General features: G+C 66.1%; 15 protein-coding genes and 1 riboswitch. Of the genes, 10 read left to right on the top strand and 5 right to left on the bottom strand.

Annotated features, from left to right (window positions below; genetic code table 11):
• Positions 1-15 precede the first annotated feature (15 nt).
• A complete protein-coding gene (gene galE, locus Q8O35_RS03045; RefSeq protein ID WP_305570456.1) occupies positions 16-1,008 on the top strand; it encodes a UDP-glucose 4-epimerase GalE in 993 nt (330 codons plus the stop codon).
• A 107-nt stretch (positions 1,009-1,115) separates the two neighbouring features.
• Complete coding sequence (locus tag Q8O35_RS03040; protein ID WP_305570454.1) at positions 1,116-1,793, top strand: CBS domain-containing protein; 678 nt, start codon at positions 1,116-1,118, stop codon at positions 1,791-1,793.
• 80 nt (positions 1,794-1,873) lie between these two features.
• On the opposite strand, the gene Q8O35_RS03035 is transcribed toward Q8O35_RS03040, so the two are convergent.
• Both Q8O35_RS03035 and Q8O35_RS03030 read right to left on the bottom strand, forming a co-directional pair.
• Positions 1,874-2,095, bottom strand: a complete 222-nt coding sequence (locus Q8O35_RS03035; RefSeq protein WP_305570452.1) for a ferredoxin — start codon at positions 2,093-2,095, stop codon at positions 1,874-1,876.
• A 27-nt stretch (positions 2,096-2,122) separates the two neighbouring features.
• Positions 2,123-3,136, bottom strand: coding sequence for a DUF933 domain-containing protein (locus Q8O35_RS03030; protein ID WP_305570450.1), 1,014 nt, complete (start codon positions 3,134-3,136; stop codon positions 2,123-2,125).
• Between the two features lie 205 nt (positions 3,137-3,341).
• Between Q8O35_RS03030 and aroL the strand changes: the two genes are divergently transcribed.
• Genes aroL through aroC form a run of 8 tightly spaced genes read left to right on the top strand, consistent with a single transcriptional unit; the run spans position 3,342 to position 10,972 of the window.
• Positions 3,342-3,905 carry a shikimate kinase AroL gene (gene aroL / locus Q8O35_RS03025; RefSeq protein WP_305570447.1) on the top strand — a complete coding sequence of 188 codons (564 nt, stop codon included), beginning with the start codon at positions 3,342-3,344 and terminating at the stop codon, positions 3,903-3,905.
• Between the two features lie 54 nt (positions 3,906-3,959).
• Positions 3,960-4,628 carry a GAK system XXXCH domain-containing protein gene (locus Q8O35_RS03020; protein ID WP_305570445.1) on the top strand — a complete coding sequence of 223 codons (669 nt, stop codon included), beginning with the start codon at positions 3,960-3,962 and terminating at the stop codon, positions 4,626-4,628.
• A 39-nt stretch (positions 4,629-4,667) separates the two neighbouring features.
• Complete coding sequence (locus Q8O35_RS03015; RefSeq protein WP_305570443.1) at positions 4,668-5,828, top strand: hypothetical protein; 1,161 nt, start codon at positions 4,668-4,670, stop codon at positions 5,826-5,828.
• 20 nt (positions 5,829-5,848) lie between these two features.
• A complete protein-coding gene (locus Q8O35_RS03010) occupies positions 5,849-6,121 on the top strand; it encodes an amphi-Trp domain-containing protein (RefSeq protein ID WP_305570441.1) in 273 nt (90 codons plus the stop codon).
• 1 nt (position 6,122) lies between these two features.
• A complete protein-coding gene (locus tag Q8O35_RS03005) occupies positions 6,123-7,778 on the top strand; it encodes a PhoU domain-containing protein (RefSeq protein ID WP_305570439.1) in 1,656 nt (551 codons plus the stop codon).
• Positions 7,779-7,798: 20 nt separating this feature from the next.
• Positions 7,799-8,716, top strand: a complete 918-nt coding sequence (locus Q8O35_RS03000) for a GAK system ATP-grasp enzyme (RefSeq protein ID WP_305570437.1) — start codon at positions 7,799-7,801, stop codon at positions 8,714-8,716.
• Positions 8,713-9,894: an HprK-related kinase B gene (locus tag Q8O35_RS02995; protein ID WP_305570435.1), complete on the top strand. Its 1,182-nt coding sequence runs from the start codon at positions 8,713-8,715 to the stop codon at positions 9,892-9,894. The genes Q8O35_RS03000 and Q8O35_RS02995 overlap by 4 nt, the downstream gene beginning before the upstream one ends.
• 19 nt (positions 9,895-9,913) lie before the next feature.
• A complete protein-coding gene (gene aroC / locus Q8O35_RS02990) occupies positions 9,914-10,972 on the top strand; it encodes a chorismate synthase (RefSeq protein WP_305570433.1) in 1,059 nt (352 codons plus the stop codon).
• Positions 10,973-10,975: 3 nt separating this feature from the next.
• Here the strand turns inward: aroC and Q8O35_RS02985 are convergent, their stop codons facing one another.
• From Q8O35_RS02985 to Q8O35_RS02975, 3 genes are all read right to left on the bottom strand, one after another.
• The gene (locus tag Q8O35_RS02985; protein WP_305570431.1) at positions 10,976-11,989 is read right to left on the bottom strand and encodes an aminoglycoside phosphotransferase family protein; all 1,014 of its coding nucleotides are present in this window, start codon (positions 11,987-11,989) and stop codon (positions 10,976-10,978) included.
• Positions 11,990-12,056: 67 nt separating this feature from the next.
• Positions 12,057-14,399 (bottom strand): 5-methyltetrahydropteroyltriglutamate--homocysteine S-methyltransferase, encoded by a 2,343-nt coding sequence (gene metE, locus Q8O35_RS02980; RefSeq protein WP_305570429.1) that lies wholly within the window; start codon positions 14,397-14,399, stop codon positions 12,057-12,059.
• 147 nt (positions 14,400-14,546) lie between these two features.
• Positions 14,547-14,747: riboswitch (cobalamin riboswitch) on the bottom strand.
• Between the two features lie 59 nt (positions 14,748-14,806).
• Positions 14,807-16,273, bottom strand: coding sequence for a cation-efflux pump (locus Q8O35_RS02975; protein ID WP_305570427.1), 1,467 nt, complete (start codon positions 16,271-16,273; stop codon positions 14,807-14,809).
• Positions 16,274-16,541: the final 268 nt, after the last annotated feature.

Raw genomic sequence — 16,541 nt, 5'->3', positions numbered from 1 at the left:
TGCTAACCTCTCATCATGGGACAAATACTCGTTACCGGCGGAGCCGGATACATAGGCGCGCATACGGCCAAGCGGCTCAACTCCGCAGGCCTTGAAACAACTGTACTCGACAATCTCGCCACCGGGCACCGCGACTTCGCACGCTGGGGCGCCTTCATCCAAGGCGACGTGTGCGACCCCGTGACCCTGGACCGGCTGTTCAGCAGCCGCAACATCGACACCGTGGTCCACTTCGCCGCCGCCAGCCAGGTGAGCGAAAGCGTGCGCAAGCCCCTGCTCTACTATCAGAACAACGTGGCTGGAACCATCGCGCTCCTGGCAGCCATGCGCCGCCATGATGTCAAGAACCTGGTTTTCTCCTCCTCCTGCGCGGTGTATGGCCCGCCCTTCGACGTGCCGCTGTCGGAGGCGCATCCCTGCGGCCCTATTTCCCCTTACGCCAAAAGCAAGCTCATGATTGAGGGCATCATGCAAGACCTGGCGCAGGCCGGAGACCTGAACTACGTGGCCCTGCGCTACTTCAACGCCGCCGGAGCCGACCCTGAGGCCGAGGTGGGCGAACGCCACAATCCAGAGACGCACCTCATCCCCCTTGTGCTGCAAGTGGCCCTGGGCCAACGCGAACATCTGGACATTTTCGGTGACGACTACCCAACGCCAGACGGCACCGCCATCCGCGACTACATCCACGTTCAGGATCTTGCCGATGCGCACATCGCGGCACTGCGGCATCTTCAAAACGGCGGTGCCTCCGGGCCCATCAACCTGGGCAACGGCCAGGGGCATTCCGTGCGCGAAATTGTAGAAGCCGCCCGAGAAGTCACCGGGCGCGACATCCGCGTGCGCCAAGCTCCGCGCCGCCCTGGGGACTCGCCGCGCCTGGTGGGGGATGCATCAAAAGCCCGTGAAGTGCTCGGCTGGAGGCCGCAGTTTTCCGATATCCGCGAAATCATCGCCACGGCCTGGGCCTGGCACCAGCAGGAAACGCGGATCACGCCGCAGCGCTAGGGGAGCCAACCATGGAGCAGCCGGGATTCACCCCGCTGCAGCCCTTTGACATTTCCGACTGTACAGGTATTGTAAACGCATACAGCACCCCCCAGGAGGCCACGCCTATGCTCGTACGCGACTGGATGACCAAGAACGTCATTACGCTTGGGCTTAAGACAACCGTCGTCGATGCCGCAGAAATCATGCGCACCAAGAAAGTGCGTCAATTTCCGGTCATCGATGAACAGGGCCGCCTCACAGGAATCGTTTCCGACCGCGACATACGCGATGCCATGCCCTCCAAATATCTCCCCGGCGACGCCGCCACCGGAGGCAGCCTGGACAGCCTGCGCGCCGCCGACATCATGACCCCCGAACCCATGACCGTTTCGCCCACCACTCCAGTGGACCTGGTGGCCAGCATCCTCATGCGCCACAAGTTCGGCGGCCTGCCGGTGGTGGATGAAGCCGGGCGGCTGGTGGGCATCATCACCGTGGCCGACGTGTTCCGTTTCCTCTGCACCGCTTCAGGCGTGCAGCGCGGCGGCCCGCAGATCGCCCTGCGCCTTGAGGCCAAGGCCGGCCCGCTCGCCGCGATGCTTGAGTTCCTGCGCGGCGAGGGCGTGCGCTTCGCCAGCGTGTTCACCTCCCACGACCATGCGGACCCAGGCTTCCGCAACGCTTACGTGCGTATAGCAGACCTGGGGGAGCACAGCATGGACAGCCTCATCGCCACAATGAAAAGTCGTTACACCCTGTTGTTCTTCGTGGAAGACGGCCGCACCACCCTGCTTGAAGGCTAGGCCAGAGAAAGGGGACAAAAGCTATTTGTTTCGGGGGGGAATGATTCCCCCCTCAGAAATGATTCTCTTCATGCGCGGTTCTAATAGTCTTCTTCTTCCCAGCCCTCAGCGGTGATGCAGCGCTTGGGACACAGCGCGATGGCTTCCCGCACCTCGTCGTGCGTGGCCATGGACCGGGTCAGGTAGGGCCGTTCCAGGTCCGCATCCCACCCGAAGATTTCCGGGCAGATTTCGGAGCAGCCGGAGCAGGCGTTGCAGCGCGAGAGGTCTATGAGCACCTCGTGCAGGTTCTGGTCAGGCATGGTGGACCTCCCTTGTGGGATGGCGCGCTACACGTTGAAGCGGAATTCGATGATGTCGCCATCCTGTACGATATAATCCTTGCCTTCCAGGCGGGCAAGGCCCAGCTCCTTGGCTTTTTTGAAGTCGCCGGCCTTGAGGAAGTCCTGATAGCCGATGACCTCTGCGCGGATGAAGCCCTTCTGGAAGTCGGTGTGGATGACGCCGGCGGATTCCGGGGCGGTTGAGCCCACGCGCACGGGCCAGGAGCGCACTTCCTTGTCGCCTGCGGTGAGGAAGCTCATGAGGCCCAGGAGCTTGTAGGTGCGCGAGATGACCTTGTCGAGGGCGCTTTCCGTGAGGCCCAGGTCGGTGAGGAACATGGCGCGCTCCTCGGGGTCGCCGATGGCTGCCAGTTCGCGCTCCAGGCGGGCGGAAACGCTCATGTGCATCTGGCCCAGGCCGTCGGCGGGCACTTCAAAGGAGTCCATGGCGGTTTCAGCCACGTTCCAAACGTAGAGGATGGGCTTGGCGGTGAGGAAGCGGTAGCCGCGCATGGAGGGCTCGTCGCACAGGGCGGGGTCCACGCGCAGGGGCTTTTCGTCCTCCAGCAGGGCGCGAGCCTTGGCCAAGCATTCCTCTTCCTTGTTGTCGACAAGGTCCTTGTTCTTCTTCTTGTCGCTGGCCATGCGCTCCTGGCGCTTCTCAATGACGGCCAGATCGCTGACCAGGAGGTCGGCCTCCACCGCGCCGTACTGCTGCTTCGGGTCGGAAAGGCCGGTAAAGGCGTCGAGGGTGCACAGCAGGCAGTCATAGGGGCGGATGTCGTTCAGCACGCGCTCGCCCAGGCCGTGGCCCTTGCCGCCGCCGCCAGGCACGTCCAGGTACTCGATTTCGCTCAGGGTGATCTTCTTGGGGTTGAAGAGCTTGATGAGCGGGTCCAGGCGCGGCTCGGGCACTTTGACCATGGCGCGGTTTCCGGCCACGGCGGCCTTTTCGCCCGCAAGGGCGGCGAACATGTCGGTCTTGCCGGAGCCGGAGAATCCAAAGATGGCGGTTTTCATTGATGTTCCTTGAGTGTGGGATGGGGCTTCGAGCGCCCAGGAGGGGCGCAGTCTAGTCGCAAGCGGCCCTATATGCAAGGTCGGAGCAGACCCCGCAGGATTCCGGCAGCAGCAGCCAGCCTGCGATGCCGATGGCGTTTGTCTCCGGCGTGAATTTGTCCTATGGTCCATGGCACATCACAGGCGAAAGAGGGGGCCAAGGATCATGTCGGGCGAGCGGAATATTTACCTCATCGGCGCGCGCGCAAGCGGCAAGACCACCCTGGGCCGCAAGCTGGCGGCCCGGCTCAAACGGCCCTTTGTGGACACGGACCGCCGCGTGCGCCTGCGCACAGGCCGCAGCGTGGCCGAGCTGGTGGACGCGGGCGGCTGGGAATCCTTCCGCGAGGCAGAAAGCATCGCCCTGGCAGAGGTTGCGGTGTTCTCCGGGCAGGTGGTTTCCTGCGGCGGCGGCATCGTGCTGCGGCAGGAGAACCGCGACTTGCTGGAAAAAGGCATCGTGCTCTATCTCAAGGCCTCGCCCGAGGTTCTGGCCGGGCGGCTGCTGCGCAACCCTTTGGAGGCCCAGCGGCCCACCCTCACCGGGGGCGGCGTGGTGGACGAGGTGAGCCAGGTGCTGGCCGAGCGCGGCGCGCTGTACCTTTCCTGCGCCCATGTGGTGCTCCCGGCTGAAGCGCCCCTGCCGGAGCTGGTGGAGCTGGCCCTGGTCGAGATCGAGCGCCTGGGCGGCATCCGCCGGACGGTTGCCGGGCGGGGCCGAATCTCGTAGCATGGCAAATGCGGCAAAAGCCAAGCGAAAGAGCTGGAGAAGAAGGGAGGGCGCATGAGCTCCTGGAAGCTTGAGACGGATCTTGATGCCGCCGATCTGCCGCGTTTTCTGCGCGCCCTGGCCGACGCGCTGGAGTCCGGCGCACCACAGTCCGGCGAACTGGCGGGACTGCCGGCAAGCGGACGGGACGGGGAGCTGCGCAAGCTGGTGCTGGTGGCCGCCGCCGATGGCGCGGGCCAAGGCTTCACGCTCAAGCTCAAGGCCAAGGGCGGCCCCGAGCTGCGCGTGCCCACGAAGAAGCATGTGGCGGGCACGATTTCCAGTCCGGCGGCAACAGTTCACGCCCAGGCACCCGCCAAGGCCCAGGGCGATCCCAAGGCGGCGGACGCCGCAGCCCGCGGGCGAGAGAAGTACCGTCAGCTCAAGAAGGCCCTGCAGGCGGACTACAAGGCCTTGCGCAAGGCTGCGGAGGAAGGCCGCATGCCTGCCCAGGACGTTGTGGAGTCTTTTTTGGCCTTGGGCGAGTCCATGGCTGAAACGGCCCAGCCCCTCAAGGGCGCAGGCGGGCCGGAAGCCGCAGAGCTCAGGCAGGCCAACTCGGCTTATCTTGAGGATGCACGCGCCCTGCGCCGGGCCGTGAGCGCCCGCGACGCGGCGGCGTTTTCCGAGGTGCTTGCGCGCCTGGAGCGCCGCAAGTCCGCCTGTCACGCCCAGTTTCGGTGATATTTTCGCCCTGCCGCATCCGGCGGGCAAGGAGCACGGATGAAACGCGAACAGCATCGCCAGCCTGCGGAGGCCCCGGCCCCGGAAACCCTCACTGCGGACGTGACGGAGTTCGACGAACGGCTCTTCGCCGCCCTTGTCGACACCAGCCTGGACGCCGAGGCTGAGAGGCGCATCCTTACCCCCGGCGCGGTGCAGCCCGCCCAGGACTCTGTGCTGGCCGTGCACTGGCACCCGGAGCATGTGCCCCTGCCGCTCATCAAGCAACGCATCGAGGCCAGCTACCCGGCCATGCGCAAAAGCCTCATCATTCCCACCCAGCACAACGTACTTATGGAGTACGGGCCATACACCGGGGTGGAGGTGGACTGCTACTCGCGCGGGTTCAACCAAAAGGTGCAGCTTTTGCTGCACTTCCGCACGGAGAAACTGCGGGACGCCCATGTGCTGAAGAGCATGCTGGCCCACACCCACGCCTACCGCTCCAGCCAGCTCATCGACTATCTGACCACGGTGACGAAACCCGACGAGGAGCGCCTGGCCCATGCGGCCAAGGAGTCAGGCTCGGACGAGACAGTGGTGGCCTTGGCGCGCATCTGCTGCCTGAAGCTTGAGGCCCTGCTGGAACGACATGCGGGCGACATGTCGGTGGACGCCATCAAGAACAAGTTGGTGCGCAACTTTGTGGACGGCCTGCGCCCGCTGCTGGGCGATGCGGCGGCAAACCGCGTGCAGGTGTTCCTGAAAGAGGTCAAGGCTGTGGTCAAGACGCAGTTCCCGCTCACGTATTTTTACCGCACCACGGAATTTATTGAAGAGGTGCGCGGCATCGGCGGCGGGGTGGTCATCCCCCACCCGGAGCAGTTCTGGCCCATACTGCTGGCCAGCTACGACGTGGACGGCTACGAGGTGTGGAACCCGCAGTCACAGCGCTACACGGAGTTTCTCATCTCGGTGCTGTACGAGAAGAACCGGCGGCGCGGCAACGGCGAGCGCCGCATGCTGGTGTTCATGGGCGACGACACCCACATGGGCGAAAAAACCCTGCCAGTGCGCAGCGGGACCGATCCAAACAAAGCCCGGCGTGAAATCGGGCTGCAGCCAGCCTGGGACGATCTGTCCATCGGCAAGAAGCTCATCGTGGCGGACATGGACCGCGCGCGGGTCATTGAGGAATACAGCGCCCGGCTTGACGGCTAGGCAGGGGAGAAGGGGGCCACATGGGCTACGACCAGAAGTTCGTGTTTGAATCCATGCAGGATGCAGAGAGCATCCGCAAGTATCTGGAAGCCGTCATGGAGGGCTTGCGCAAGGGCCGTCTGGTGGTGGCCGCCGGGCAGGAGGAGTTCGTGCTCCAGCCTGCGGAGCTTTTGACCTTCACCGTGAAGGCAAGGAAGCGCGGCGGCTCTGGCCGGCTGGCGCTGACCATCGCCTGGCGCTGCCCGGAAGACGACGCGCCCAAGGCCGGAGAAACCCTGAAGATCGAGGCCTGACATGAACGGCCTTGAGGGTTTGGAGGAGAATTTCCGCTTCCTGGTGCTCGAAGTCACCAGCCAGATGAGCGAGACCCGCGCCTTCGTGTCCGCGCCCACCCACGCGGGCTACGACAAGGTGGTCTCCCGCGACGGCTACATCGACAACCTGAAGGACATCGTGGAGGACAAGTGCTACTCCCGCATTCACAGCGGGCGCGGCCTGTCCAAGCGCGACATCGACCGCATCCGCGGTTTGCAGATCATTTCCGCCAACCTGGAGCGCATTGCCGACTATTGCGTAAACATCGCAGGGCAGATGCGCTACCTGAAGGACCTCTCGGTGCTGGTGCGCCAGAATCCCGGCCCGTTGTTCGACATCATCCAGGAAGGGCTTTCGCGCATTCTTGAAGTACGCTCGCGGGCCGACGTCAACGGGGCCTTGGGCATCTGCCGGGCGGAGTTCGATCTGGACCGCCTGTACAAGGAGGCATTCGACGCGCTGATGGAGGAGCTGCGCCAGGGGCGCGACGTGCAGAACGGCGTCACGGCCATCTTCCTCTTCCGCTATCTGGAGCGCATCGGCGACTCGCTTCTGAACATCGGCGAGGCCCTGCTCTTCTCCGTCATCGGCGAGAAGATCAAGATCGAGCAGTTCCAAGCCCTGCAGCAAACCCTCTCCAAGACCGGCTTCGAGGGCGATCTGGACGACATCGACTTCCGCTCCATCTGGGGCACCCGCTCCGGCTGCCGCATCGGACGGGTGAGCACCAGGGAGGCGCAGGCCGGCGCGCCCCTCGACCCGACCCAGGGCGGCATCTTCAAGGAAGGCAACATCAAGAAGATCCGCCGCGAGCGCGAGAATCTGGAGCTTTGGGCACGGGTCTCGCCGGGCACCGGGCCGCGCATCTTCAGCTACCACGAGGAGGGCGACAGCGCCTCCATGCTGGTGGAGTTCTTGCCCGGCTGCACCTGGACCGAGGTGGTGCTCACCGCCAGCGAGGACATCCTTGAGGACGCCATCTTCGTGTTCGAGCAGACCGTTGGCGACATCTGGCGCTCCACCCTGGAAATGGGCGAGGCTCCGCTGGGCGCCATGGGCCAGCTCAAGGACCGCATGGCGGCCGTGCGCCACGTGCACCCGGACTTCTTCCGCCCGGCGCGCACCCTTGGCCCGGTGGCCATTCCCAGCACCGACGAGCTCATCGCCCAGTGCTGCGACATTGAGGCCTGCCTGCGCGCGCCCATGACCGTGCTGCTGCATGGCGACTTCAACGCCAACAACATCGTGTTCGATCAGGCCGCGCCGCGCATGCACTACGTGGACCTGCACCGCACCCGCCGAGGCGACTTCATCCAGGACACCTCGGTGTTTCTCGTCTCCTTCTTCCGCATGCCCATCTTCGAGCCGGGCCTGCGGCGGCGCATCAACCACATGATCGCCTCATTCTACGACTACTCGCGCGATTTCGCCGACGACATTGGCGACGGCGCCTGGCAGGCCCGGCTGGCCTTGGGGCTTGCGCGCTCCCTCACCACCAGCACGCGCTTCGAACTCAACTACGACTTTGCACGGGAAATGTTCCTGCGCGCCCATTATCTCATGGAAGGCCTGGCGGCCCACCAGGGCAAGCCCTGGGAGGACTACCGTCTGCCCAGGCCCATCCTGTTCTACTAGGCCGGGGAGGAAGGCAGGTAATGCGCATAGCAGTGGTGGGAATCCACGGGGCCTGGTCATCCGAGGCCCTGGCCGACGCAGTGGGCCGGGCCACCGGGGAGCGCCTTCTGGTGGACCTGGACCGGGCGCGGCTGGATCTTGACGCGGGCGCGCTCGTCTGCCCGGACCAGCACGGCAACGCCGTGGACCTTTGCGGCCTGGACGCCCTGTGCATCAAGAAGGTCGCAAAGGGCTACTCTCCGCAGATGATCGACCGGCTGGAGATGCTGCGCATTCCCGCCGCGCGCGGTGTGCGCTGCTTTTCCGACCCTTCGCTGATCCTGCGGCTGGTGGACCGGCTCGCCTGCACTGTGACCCTGGCAGGCGCTGGCATGCCCCTGCCGCCCACCACCATAACCGAAGACCCGGCCCAGGCCCTGGACGCCCTGCGCGCCTATGGCCGGGCCGTGCTCAAGCCCCTGTTCACCTCCAAGGCCCGCGGCATGGCGCTCATCGACGCCGAGGCCCTGGACCCCAGCGAACTCGCGCGCGCGCTGGAGGGCTTCCGCGCACAGAACACGGTGATGTACATTCAGAAGGCCCTCGACCTGCGCGGGCAGGATCTTGGGATATGTTTTCTGGGGGGCGAGTACCTGGGCACTTATGCCCGGCGCCAGCAGCCGGGCTCCATCACCGGCGAGGCTGGGTGGAGCACCAGCACAGCCACGGGCGGTCGCTACGCCCCCTTCGACCCCCCGCAGGAGATCATCGACCTGGCGCAGCGCGCCGGAGCGCTGTTCGGCCTGGACTTCACCTGCGTGGATGTGGCCCTGACCGCAGACGGGCCGTTTATTTTTGAGGTATCAGCCTTTGGCGGCTTCCGGGGGCTCATGGCCGCGCGCGGCATTGGTGTGGCCCAGGCCTTCACGGCCCACGCCCTGGCGGAGCTGGGCCGGTGAGCGCGCCTCCTTTTGAAGATCTGGCCCGGCAGTTGTCCGGGCGCGCAGCAGCGCCTTTTGGCCTGCGCCTGCGCCTGGAGGAGCTGACCCTCTCTGTGCGCTCCAATTCCGCCGCCATCATCGACGACCTGCGCCGCTACTTCGCGCCTTTTATCGTCGAGGACTCCGGTGGGGCTAACCTGGACTTCCTGTTTCTGGACGGGCCTGCGGAGACGCCTCCGGTGGAGCTGGCCGTGCGGCCTCATCTGCCGGGCAAGAAGCCGGACAAGGAACGTTGCGCCGATCTGGCAGGCTTAGGTTTAGCGGCCGGCGGGGGGCGCGTGGTGCGCAAGCAGGCCACAGGCATGCTCTTTGTCTTCGGGCACGCAGACGGCCAGAGCGCCAGCGGAAGCGTCAACATCGCCGTTGGGCCGTGCGCGCAGAACCGCAACCAGCTGGTGAATTTTCTTTGCGCCCGGTACATGGAGCGCCGCGTGGCGCAGGGCTGGATCCTCGGCCACGCAAGCGGCGTGGTGAAAGGCGCGCTGGGGCTCGCCCTGTGCGGGTTCGCGGGCATGGGGAAAAGCACCCTGGCCTTGCATCTGGTGGCGCAGGGCTGCGATTTCTTGAGCAACGACCGGGTGCTTGTGGAGCCGAAAACACAGGCCCGTCCCGTGCTGCACGGCATTCCCAAACACCCGCGGCTGAACCCCGGCACGGCCCTCGGCAACCCGGACCTGGCCCCGCTGCTGGCTTGCGCCCTGCCGCCCGGCCTGCGCCGCGCCTATGCGGCCCTGCCCCCTGCGGCCCTGTATGCGGTAGAAGACAAATTCGACGCGGTCATCGGCGAGTGCTTTGGCGCTGCGGACGAGTTGGCGGACGCCGCAACGTCCATGAAAAACGCGAAGGGTTCGCGGTTCCGGCTGGCCGCGCCCCTGTCCGGTTTGGCGGTGCTCAACTGGCGGCACGGCGGCGGCCCCATGCAGGCCCGGCGCGTGGACCTGGCGAGCCGCCCGGATCTGCTGGAGGCTTTCCGCAAGCCGCCCGGCGCGTTTTATCTGCCGCAGGCCCTTGAGACCGCGCGGCTTACGGCTAGTGAGTGCCTGGAAGCCCTTTCCGGCGTACCGGTGCTGGAGCTTTTCGGCGGTTCGGACTTCGAGGCTGGGACAACGGCCTGCCTGAAACTTTTGGAAGAATAGTAAGCACAAGGACGGGAACATGAGCGGCAACACCTTCGGCACCCTGTTTCGCCTTACCACATTTGGCGAGTCCCACGGCGCGGGCCTTGGCGGCGTGCTGGACGGCTGCCCGCCGGGCCTGCCCATGAGCGAGGAGATCATCCAGCAGGAGCTGGACCGCCGCAAGCCCGGCCAGGGAGGCCTCGCCGCCACGGCGCGCAAGGAGTCCGACGCCGTGCGCCTGCTCTCCGGCGTGTTCGAGGGCAGGACAACGGGCACGCCCATCGGCTTCATCATAATGAACGAGGACCAGCGCTCCCGCGACTACTCGGCCATCATGGACGTGTACCGGCCCGGCCACGCGGATCTGGGCTATGACGCCAAATTCGGCCTGCGCGACTACCGTGGCGGGGGGCGCTCTTCAGGCCGGGAGACAGTGTCCCGCGTGGCGGGCGGGGCCATCGCCCAGGAGTTTCTGCGCACCCAAGGCATCGAGGCGTGCGCCGCCACTGTGGAGCTGGGCGGCATCGAGGCCAGGGAGCGCGATTTCTCGGGTGCTTTGGGGCGGCCATATTTCAGCGCCGATGGGGACATCGTACCCATTTGGGAAGAGCGCGTGCGCGCCGTGAAAGGCGCTGGCGACACCCTGGGCGGCGTGGTGGAGATTCGCGTGAGCGGCGTTCCTGCGGGCCTTGGCGAGCCGGTGTTCGACAAGCTGGACGCGCGCCTGGCCTATGCCCTCATGGGCGTGGGCGCGGTGAAGGGCGTTGAGGTTGGCGCGGGCTTCGCCGCCGCGCGGCTCACGGGCAGCGAGAACAACGACCCCATGACGCCGGGCGGATTTTTGTCCAACAACGCCGGGGGAATTCTGGGCGGCATGGCCAGCGGCCAGGAGATCATTCTGCGCGTGGGGGTGAAGCCCATCCCGTCCATATCGCGCGTGCAGCAGACAGTGAACAGCAAGGGCGAGGCGGCGAGCATCACCATAGCCGGGCGGCACGACATCTGCGCCATTCCGCGCATCGTGCCGGTGCTCAAGGCCATGACCCTGCTGACCCTGGCGGATTTTGTTCTGCTGCAGCGCCGGGTGGGCCGCTAGGCCCTACCCCTCGCACCAGAGTTCTGCCAGATTCTCCTGCTCGTCCAGCAGGATGTCCAGATAGTCCAGTTCCATGTTCAGGAGCTCGGCGTCCTTTGTGCGCAGCCATTCCGAAAGCCAGCCCAGGCGCGTGACCAGCACGAACAGGGGCAGGAGCCCCAGCTCCGGCCCTGGCATGCCGCCTGCGCGCAGTTCGCGCACCAGCCCGGTGACAAAGCCCCGCACCAGCCCGGAGGGGTGCTCGAAACCTGCGCAGCCGATGCAGTTGGCCGCGTCGTACAGCCGGGGCCGCGCGCCTGCGAATTCCCAGTCGATGAGCGCCCGGAGGGGCCGCGCGGCGTCCGCGCCCCAGATGACGTTGAGGGGGTGCAGGTCGCCGTGGGCCAGGGCGCTGGGTACGGCCTTGAGCACTGCGGCAAGTTCACTGAGGGCTTCGCGCACAGGGTTCAGCCTTGCCAGCAGTTGCGGCTTGTGGCGAGCCACGGCGGCGAAGAGTTCGTCGCGGAAGGAGGCCAGGGCGGCCTGCGGAGCCGCCAGCAGGGTCGGCAGGGCCTGGCCTGCGCGCTGCAGGGCCAGAATTGCGCGCCCCATGGCCTCGCCGCGCCAGTCGTCGTCCAGATAGCTGGGCCGGGGCAGTTCCGGCCCGGCCACAAAGGGCGAAAGCATCCAGCACCCCGCGTGGGGTGCCTCGTCCGAGCGCAACACGAAGCGCATCGCGGCGGTTTCCCCTTCTGTCTGGCCATCCGCAGCGAGGGCCACGGGCCTGTAAGCCGGGATGAGCGGCGCTAAGGCCGGATTCCGCGACAGGTCCGCCAGCAGGTTTCCCAGCGCTTCGCGCCGGAGGGCCTGTTCCGGCGGGATGCGCTCCAGCATCCAGGTGCGGCCCTGGTCGTCATCCACGGCAAAGCGTTCGATGGAGCGTTCCGGGCTGCCGGGCAACGCATGTTCCGGGGCCACACGGCCAGGGGCCAGTCCGAAATGGGGCAGCAGGGCGAGGATGGACAAGGTGTCGGGCATGGGGCCTCCGCTCGTAGTCCCGGCGCGGGCGACTTGCGGGGATGCCCGCGCCGGGTGTGGTTTTCGATTATGCCTGGGCCAGCTCCTTGCGGGCGATGGCTGCGGCCTCGACCATGTTCGCCAGACTGGTCAGGGTCTCGGGCCAGGCGCGGGTCTTGAGCCCGCAGTCCGGGTTCACCCAAAGACGCTGCGCTGGGATGACCTCGGCGGCGCGGCGCAAAAGGCCCAGCATCTCCGTAACGCCGGGCACTCGCGGGCTGTGGATGTCGTAAACGCCGGGGCCTATTTCGTTAGGATACTTGAAGCGGCGAAATGCTTCAAGTAACTCCATGCGGCTGCGGCTGGCCTCAATGCTGATGACGTCGGCGTCGAGCCGCGCGATCCAGTCCACGATCTCATTGAACTCGCAGTAGCACATGTGGGTGTGGATCTGCGTTTCCGGACGCGCCGCGCCCACGGCCAGACGGAAGGCATCCGTGGCCCAGCGGAGATAGGCGTCCCAGGCGGCGCGCCGCAGGGGCAGGCCCTCCCGCAGGGCGGGTTCGTCTATCTGAATGGCCCGAATGCCTGCGGCTTCAAGGTCGGTCACCTCGTCGCGCAGGGCCAGGGCTATTTGTCTGCAGGTGTCCTCGCGGGGTTGGTCATCGCGCACGAAGCTCCAGCAAAGGATCGTCACCGGTCCGGTGAGCATGCCCTTCATCGGTTTTTGCGTCAGGGCCTGGGCGAAGCGCGACCACTCAACGGTCATTGGCCCTGGGCGGCTCACGTCGCCGAAAATGACCGGGGGCTTGACGCATCGGGAGCCGTAGCTTTGCACCCAGCCGTTTTGGGTAAAGCAGAACCCGGCCAGCTGCTCACCGAAATACTCCACCATGTCGTTGCGCTCGGGCTCGCCATGCACCAGCATGTCCAGGCCAAGGCGCTCCTGCACGGCCACGACCTCGCGGATGGTGTCCTCCATGAAGGTCTTGTAGGCCTCCGGCGGAATCCCGCCCTTTTTGAGCTTGGCGCGGGCTTGGCGCACTTCCTTGGTTTGCGGGAAGGAGCCGATGGTGGTGGTTGGCAAGAGCGGCAGGCCCAGGGCCTCGTGTTGCAGAACGGCGCGCTCCGGGTAGGGAAGGACGCGGGAGAGCTGGTCCTGCGTTATCGCGGCCATGCGGCTGTGCACGTCCGGGTTGTTGAGCAGCGGGCTTTTGCGCCGCGCCGTCAGAATGGCCAGGTTGTCCGCCAGCCAGTCCGCACAGGATAGGCCGCGGCTGCGGTCCAGGCCGCCCGCACAGTCGGCCAGCTTGCGCACCTCGTCGCATTTTTGCAGGGCAAAGGCCATCCACTGGCGCACCTCGGAATTGAGGGCGGTCTCGCCGTCCAGATCCACCGGACAGTGCAGGAGCGAGCAGGACGGGGCAACCATGACGCGTTGCTCACCCAGCACGCCGACGGCATGGTCAACCAGGGCCAGGGCGCGGCCTGCGTCCACCCTCCAGACGTTGCGGCCGTCCACGACGCCTACGGACAGGGCCGTGCCCGGCGCAAGGTGAGCGAATATCCCACCCAGCTGCTCCGGCGCACGTACAAGGTCCAGGTGCAGGGCGCCCAGCTCCAGGCCGGAGTACACGTCTGCATTGTGAGCCACGGCGCCGAAGTAGGTGCCCAGCATGACCTTGGCCGGTTTTGCGGCCTGGATGAGCCGGGAGATGGCCGCGCGGAACTTGCGGGGCAGGTGCGCCGGCAGGTCCAGGGCCAGCACCGGCTCGTCCAGCTGGAGCCAGTCGGCTCCGCCCGTGTGGTGGGCGGCAAGCTGGCCGACAATCTGCGCATAAGCCTCAGTCAGGGCTGGCAAAAGTTCGAACCTGTCAAAGCCGGGATCGACGGATTTGCTCAAGTGCAGGAAGGTGCAGGGGCCTGGCAGCACCACCTTGGTGCGGAAGCCTGCGGCCTGGGCGTCGGACAACTGCCCCAGGAGGTCGCTGGCGTCTGGAGCGAAGGCCTGGGCGCGGGAGAGCTCCGGCACCAGGTAATGGTAGTTTGTGTCGAACCACTTGGTCATCTCCATGGCTGCGCGGTCCGTATCCGAGCCGCCGCGGGCCATCTGGAAATACAAATCAAGCGGGTCCGAGGGCTTAGCTCCGCTGGAATCAGCGAAGCGTTTCGGAGTCAGGCCAAGGCGCACGGCCATGTCCAGCATGTGGTCGTAGAGGGAGAAGTCGCCCACGGGCACGATGTCGATGCCCGCCTGGACTTGTGCGGCCCAGTGGCGCAGGCGCAGAGCGCGGGCGGTTTCCAGCAGGACCGTCCTGCTCGGTTCGCGGCCCGGTTCGCGTGTCGGGTCGTCTGCCCAGAACGCTTCCAGCGCGCTCTTGAGTTCGCGGGCCTTGCCCATGCGGGGAAAGCCCAGAGTGTGTGTCAGCATGTGAGAACCTCCGGTCGTTTGGCCAGGACCACAGAAAATGGCGCGGGCGCTAGACGCGAGGGGGCGGGGAAATGCTGGCGGCACCCAGCGGAAGACGCGCCAGGGGAGGCGCGCCCATGATTCTCCGGCCCTGGTCGCGAGGCCTGCGTCATGGTTCTGTGTCGAGTCGTCTTCTGGCTTCCGGGCGGAGACCACTCCCCGGCCATAGGGCCACGCTCTTCCCGAACCTGGACGGTTCAGTGGGCGCGGCGGGCACGTTTCCCGGTTACAGCAGCGCGTCTGCGACGGATTTGCACCGTCTTCCGTTACTCGATGTCCTTCTGGCGAATTTATAACTATAGAATGCTAGCCTGGAGGCGCGTGGCTGTCAACATTGGCACCTGGAGGGTGCTGCAGGCCTTGAGGTCTCAGGCCGGGAGACCGGGGTCGAGGATCGCCATGCCTGTATTGTCCGGCTCCACATGGATGGTGACGCGCACCAGTTGGGGCAGGCGCGTGCGCAGGGCCGCCTCCAGGGCGTTGGTGCGCTCGTGGGCCAGGGTGATTGGCGTTCCAGGGTGCATGCGGCAGTGGAACGAGGCGGACAGCCGCGCGCCGGAGCGCAGGAGCGTGAGCCCATGCATGTCGCACACTCCGGGGGTCTCCTCCACCACCTCGGCAATGGCCTGGCGCAGGGTTTCGGTGCTTTCGGGATCATCTTCAGTAGGTTCGGGGTGCGCCCCGTAGGGCTCAATGTGCGTCACCACCCGGCCCCTGGGGCCAAGCTCGGCCCTGAGGGCGGTTTCCATCTCGCTGATGCGCCGGTGGGCCTCGGCCAGGGAGAGCCCTTCCGGCACCTCGGCGTGCAGGTTCAGGTGCAGCACGCCGTCTATCTTGCGCAGGTCCATGTCATGCACGCCCACGTCAAAGGTGTTGGCCAGGTCGCGCGCGCGGTCCAGAAAGCCTGCCGGGCCGTCCTCCTGCGGACGCAGCTCGGTGAGCACGTCGGCTTCCGGCAGCACGGACTGGACTGCAGCCCTGGCGTGGCGCACCACCTCGTGGGCGTCCTCCATTCCCATGCCTGCGCGCACGCCGAGCAGCATGTCCACAAAGCTGGCCGGGCCGCTTTGGCGCACGCGCACGCGGCGGATGGAGAGCACGCCGGGCACGGCGGCCACAGCCCGCTCGATGCCGTCCTGGGCTTCCTGCACGCCGGAGTCCAGCAGCACGTCGATGGCCTGGCGGCCCAGGCGGATGGACACCCAGAGCACGATGCCGCTGACGGCGAGGGCAGCCAGGGAGTCGGCCCGATGCAGCCAGGGAACCAGGGGTGAGGCTTGGTCGAACTGATCGGCCAGGGCCAGGGCGCCCAGGCCAGCCAACACCACCAGCGAGGACCAGATGTCGGTGGAGAAATGCAGGGCATCGGCCTCCAGGGCCTGGCTGTTGTGCTTTTTCGCCACAGCCAAGAGCATGCGCGAGCGCGAGTAGTCCACGGCGATGGACACCACCATGACACCCACGGCCCAAAGGGTCGCCTCCACGGGCTTGGGGTGCAGCAGGCGGTCCACGGCCTCCACCACGATCCACACGCAGGTTCCGAGCAAGAGCAGGGTTTCCGCCAGGGCGGAGAGGTTTTCCACCTTGCCGTGGCCGAAGGGATGCTTGCGGTCCGCAGGCATGGCCGAAAGCCGCACGGCGAAAAGGGTGACGCCCGCCGCCACCAGGTCCAGTCCGCTGTGGGCGGCCTCTGACAGGATGCCCAGGCTGCCGGAGGAGATGCCCACCGCCAGCTTCATGGCCGTAAGGGCCAAGGCCGCAAACACCGACGACAGGGCGGCTTTGCGTTTTTCGTGCTGAGCCTGGGCGTCTGGACAGGCGATGGTGTCGTGCATAGGGCAATACTACGCAGGGGCAAAGCCCCCGTCAACGCGCCCTCGGATAACCGAGGGAGGTCCTTGGCGGCGGGGCGCGGCTTCAGAGCAGGAACGGAGCAGCCCGTCTGCCTGCGGTGTGCCGCTGGAGACGGTCACAGCTCTGGCCGGATCGCAAAGAGGGAAGTCCTCCTGGCTTCGCCGGATTTTATCCCGCAAAGATCTATGGTGTCTAATGGGTTGTGCATGAAAAGCCGAAATGGTAATAACTCCTGGCAGCGTGCGTCGG

Origin of the sequence: Humidesulfovibrio sp., assembly GCF_030689645.1 — a bacterium.
Taxonomy (GTDB): domain Bacteria; phylum Desulfobacterota; class Desulfovibrionia; order Desulfovibrionales; family Desulfovibrionaceae; genus Humidesulfovibrio.
Note: the sequence above shows the minus strand (reverse complement) of the source record. Positions and strands in the feature narration are given on the sequence as shown.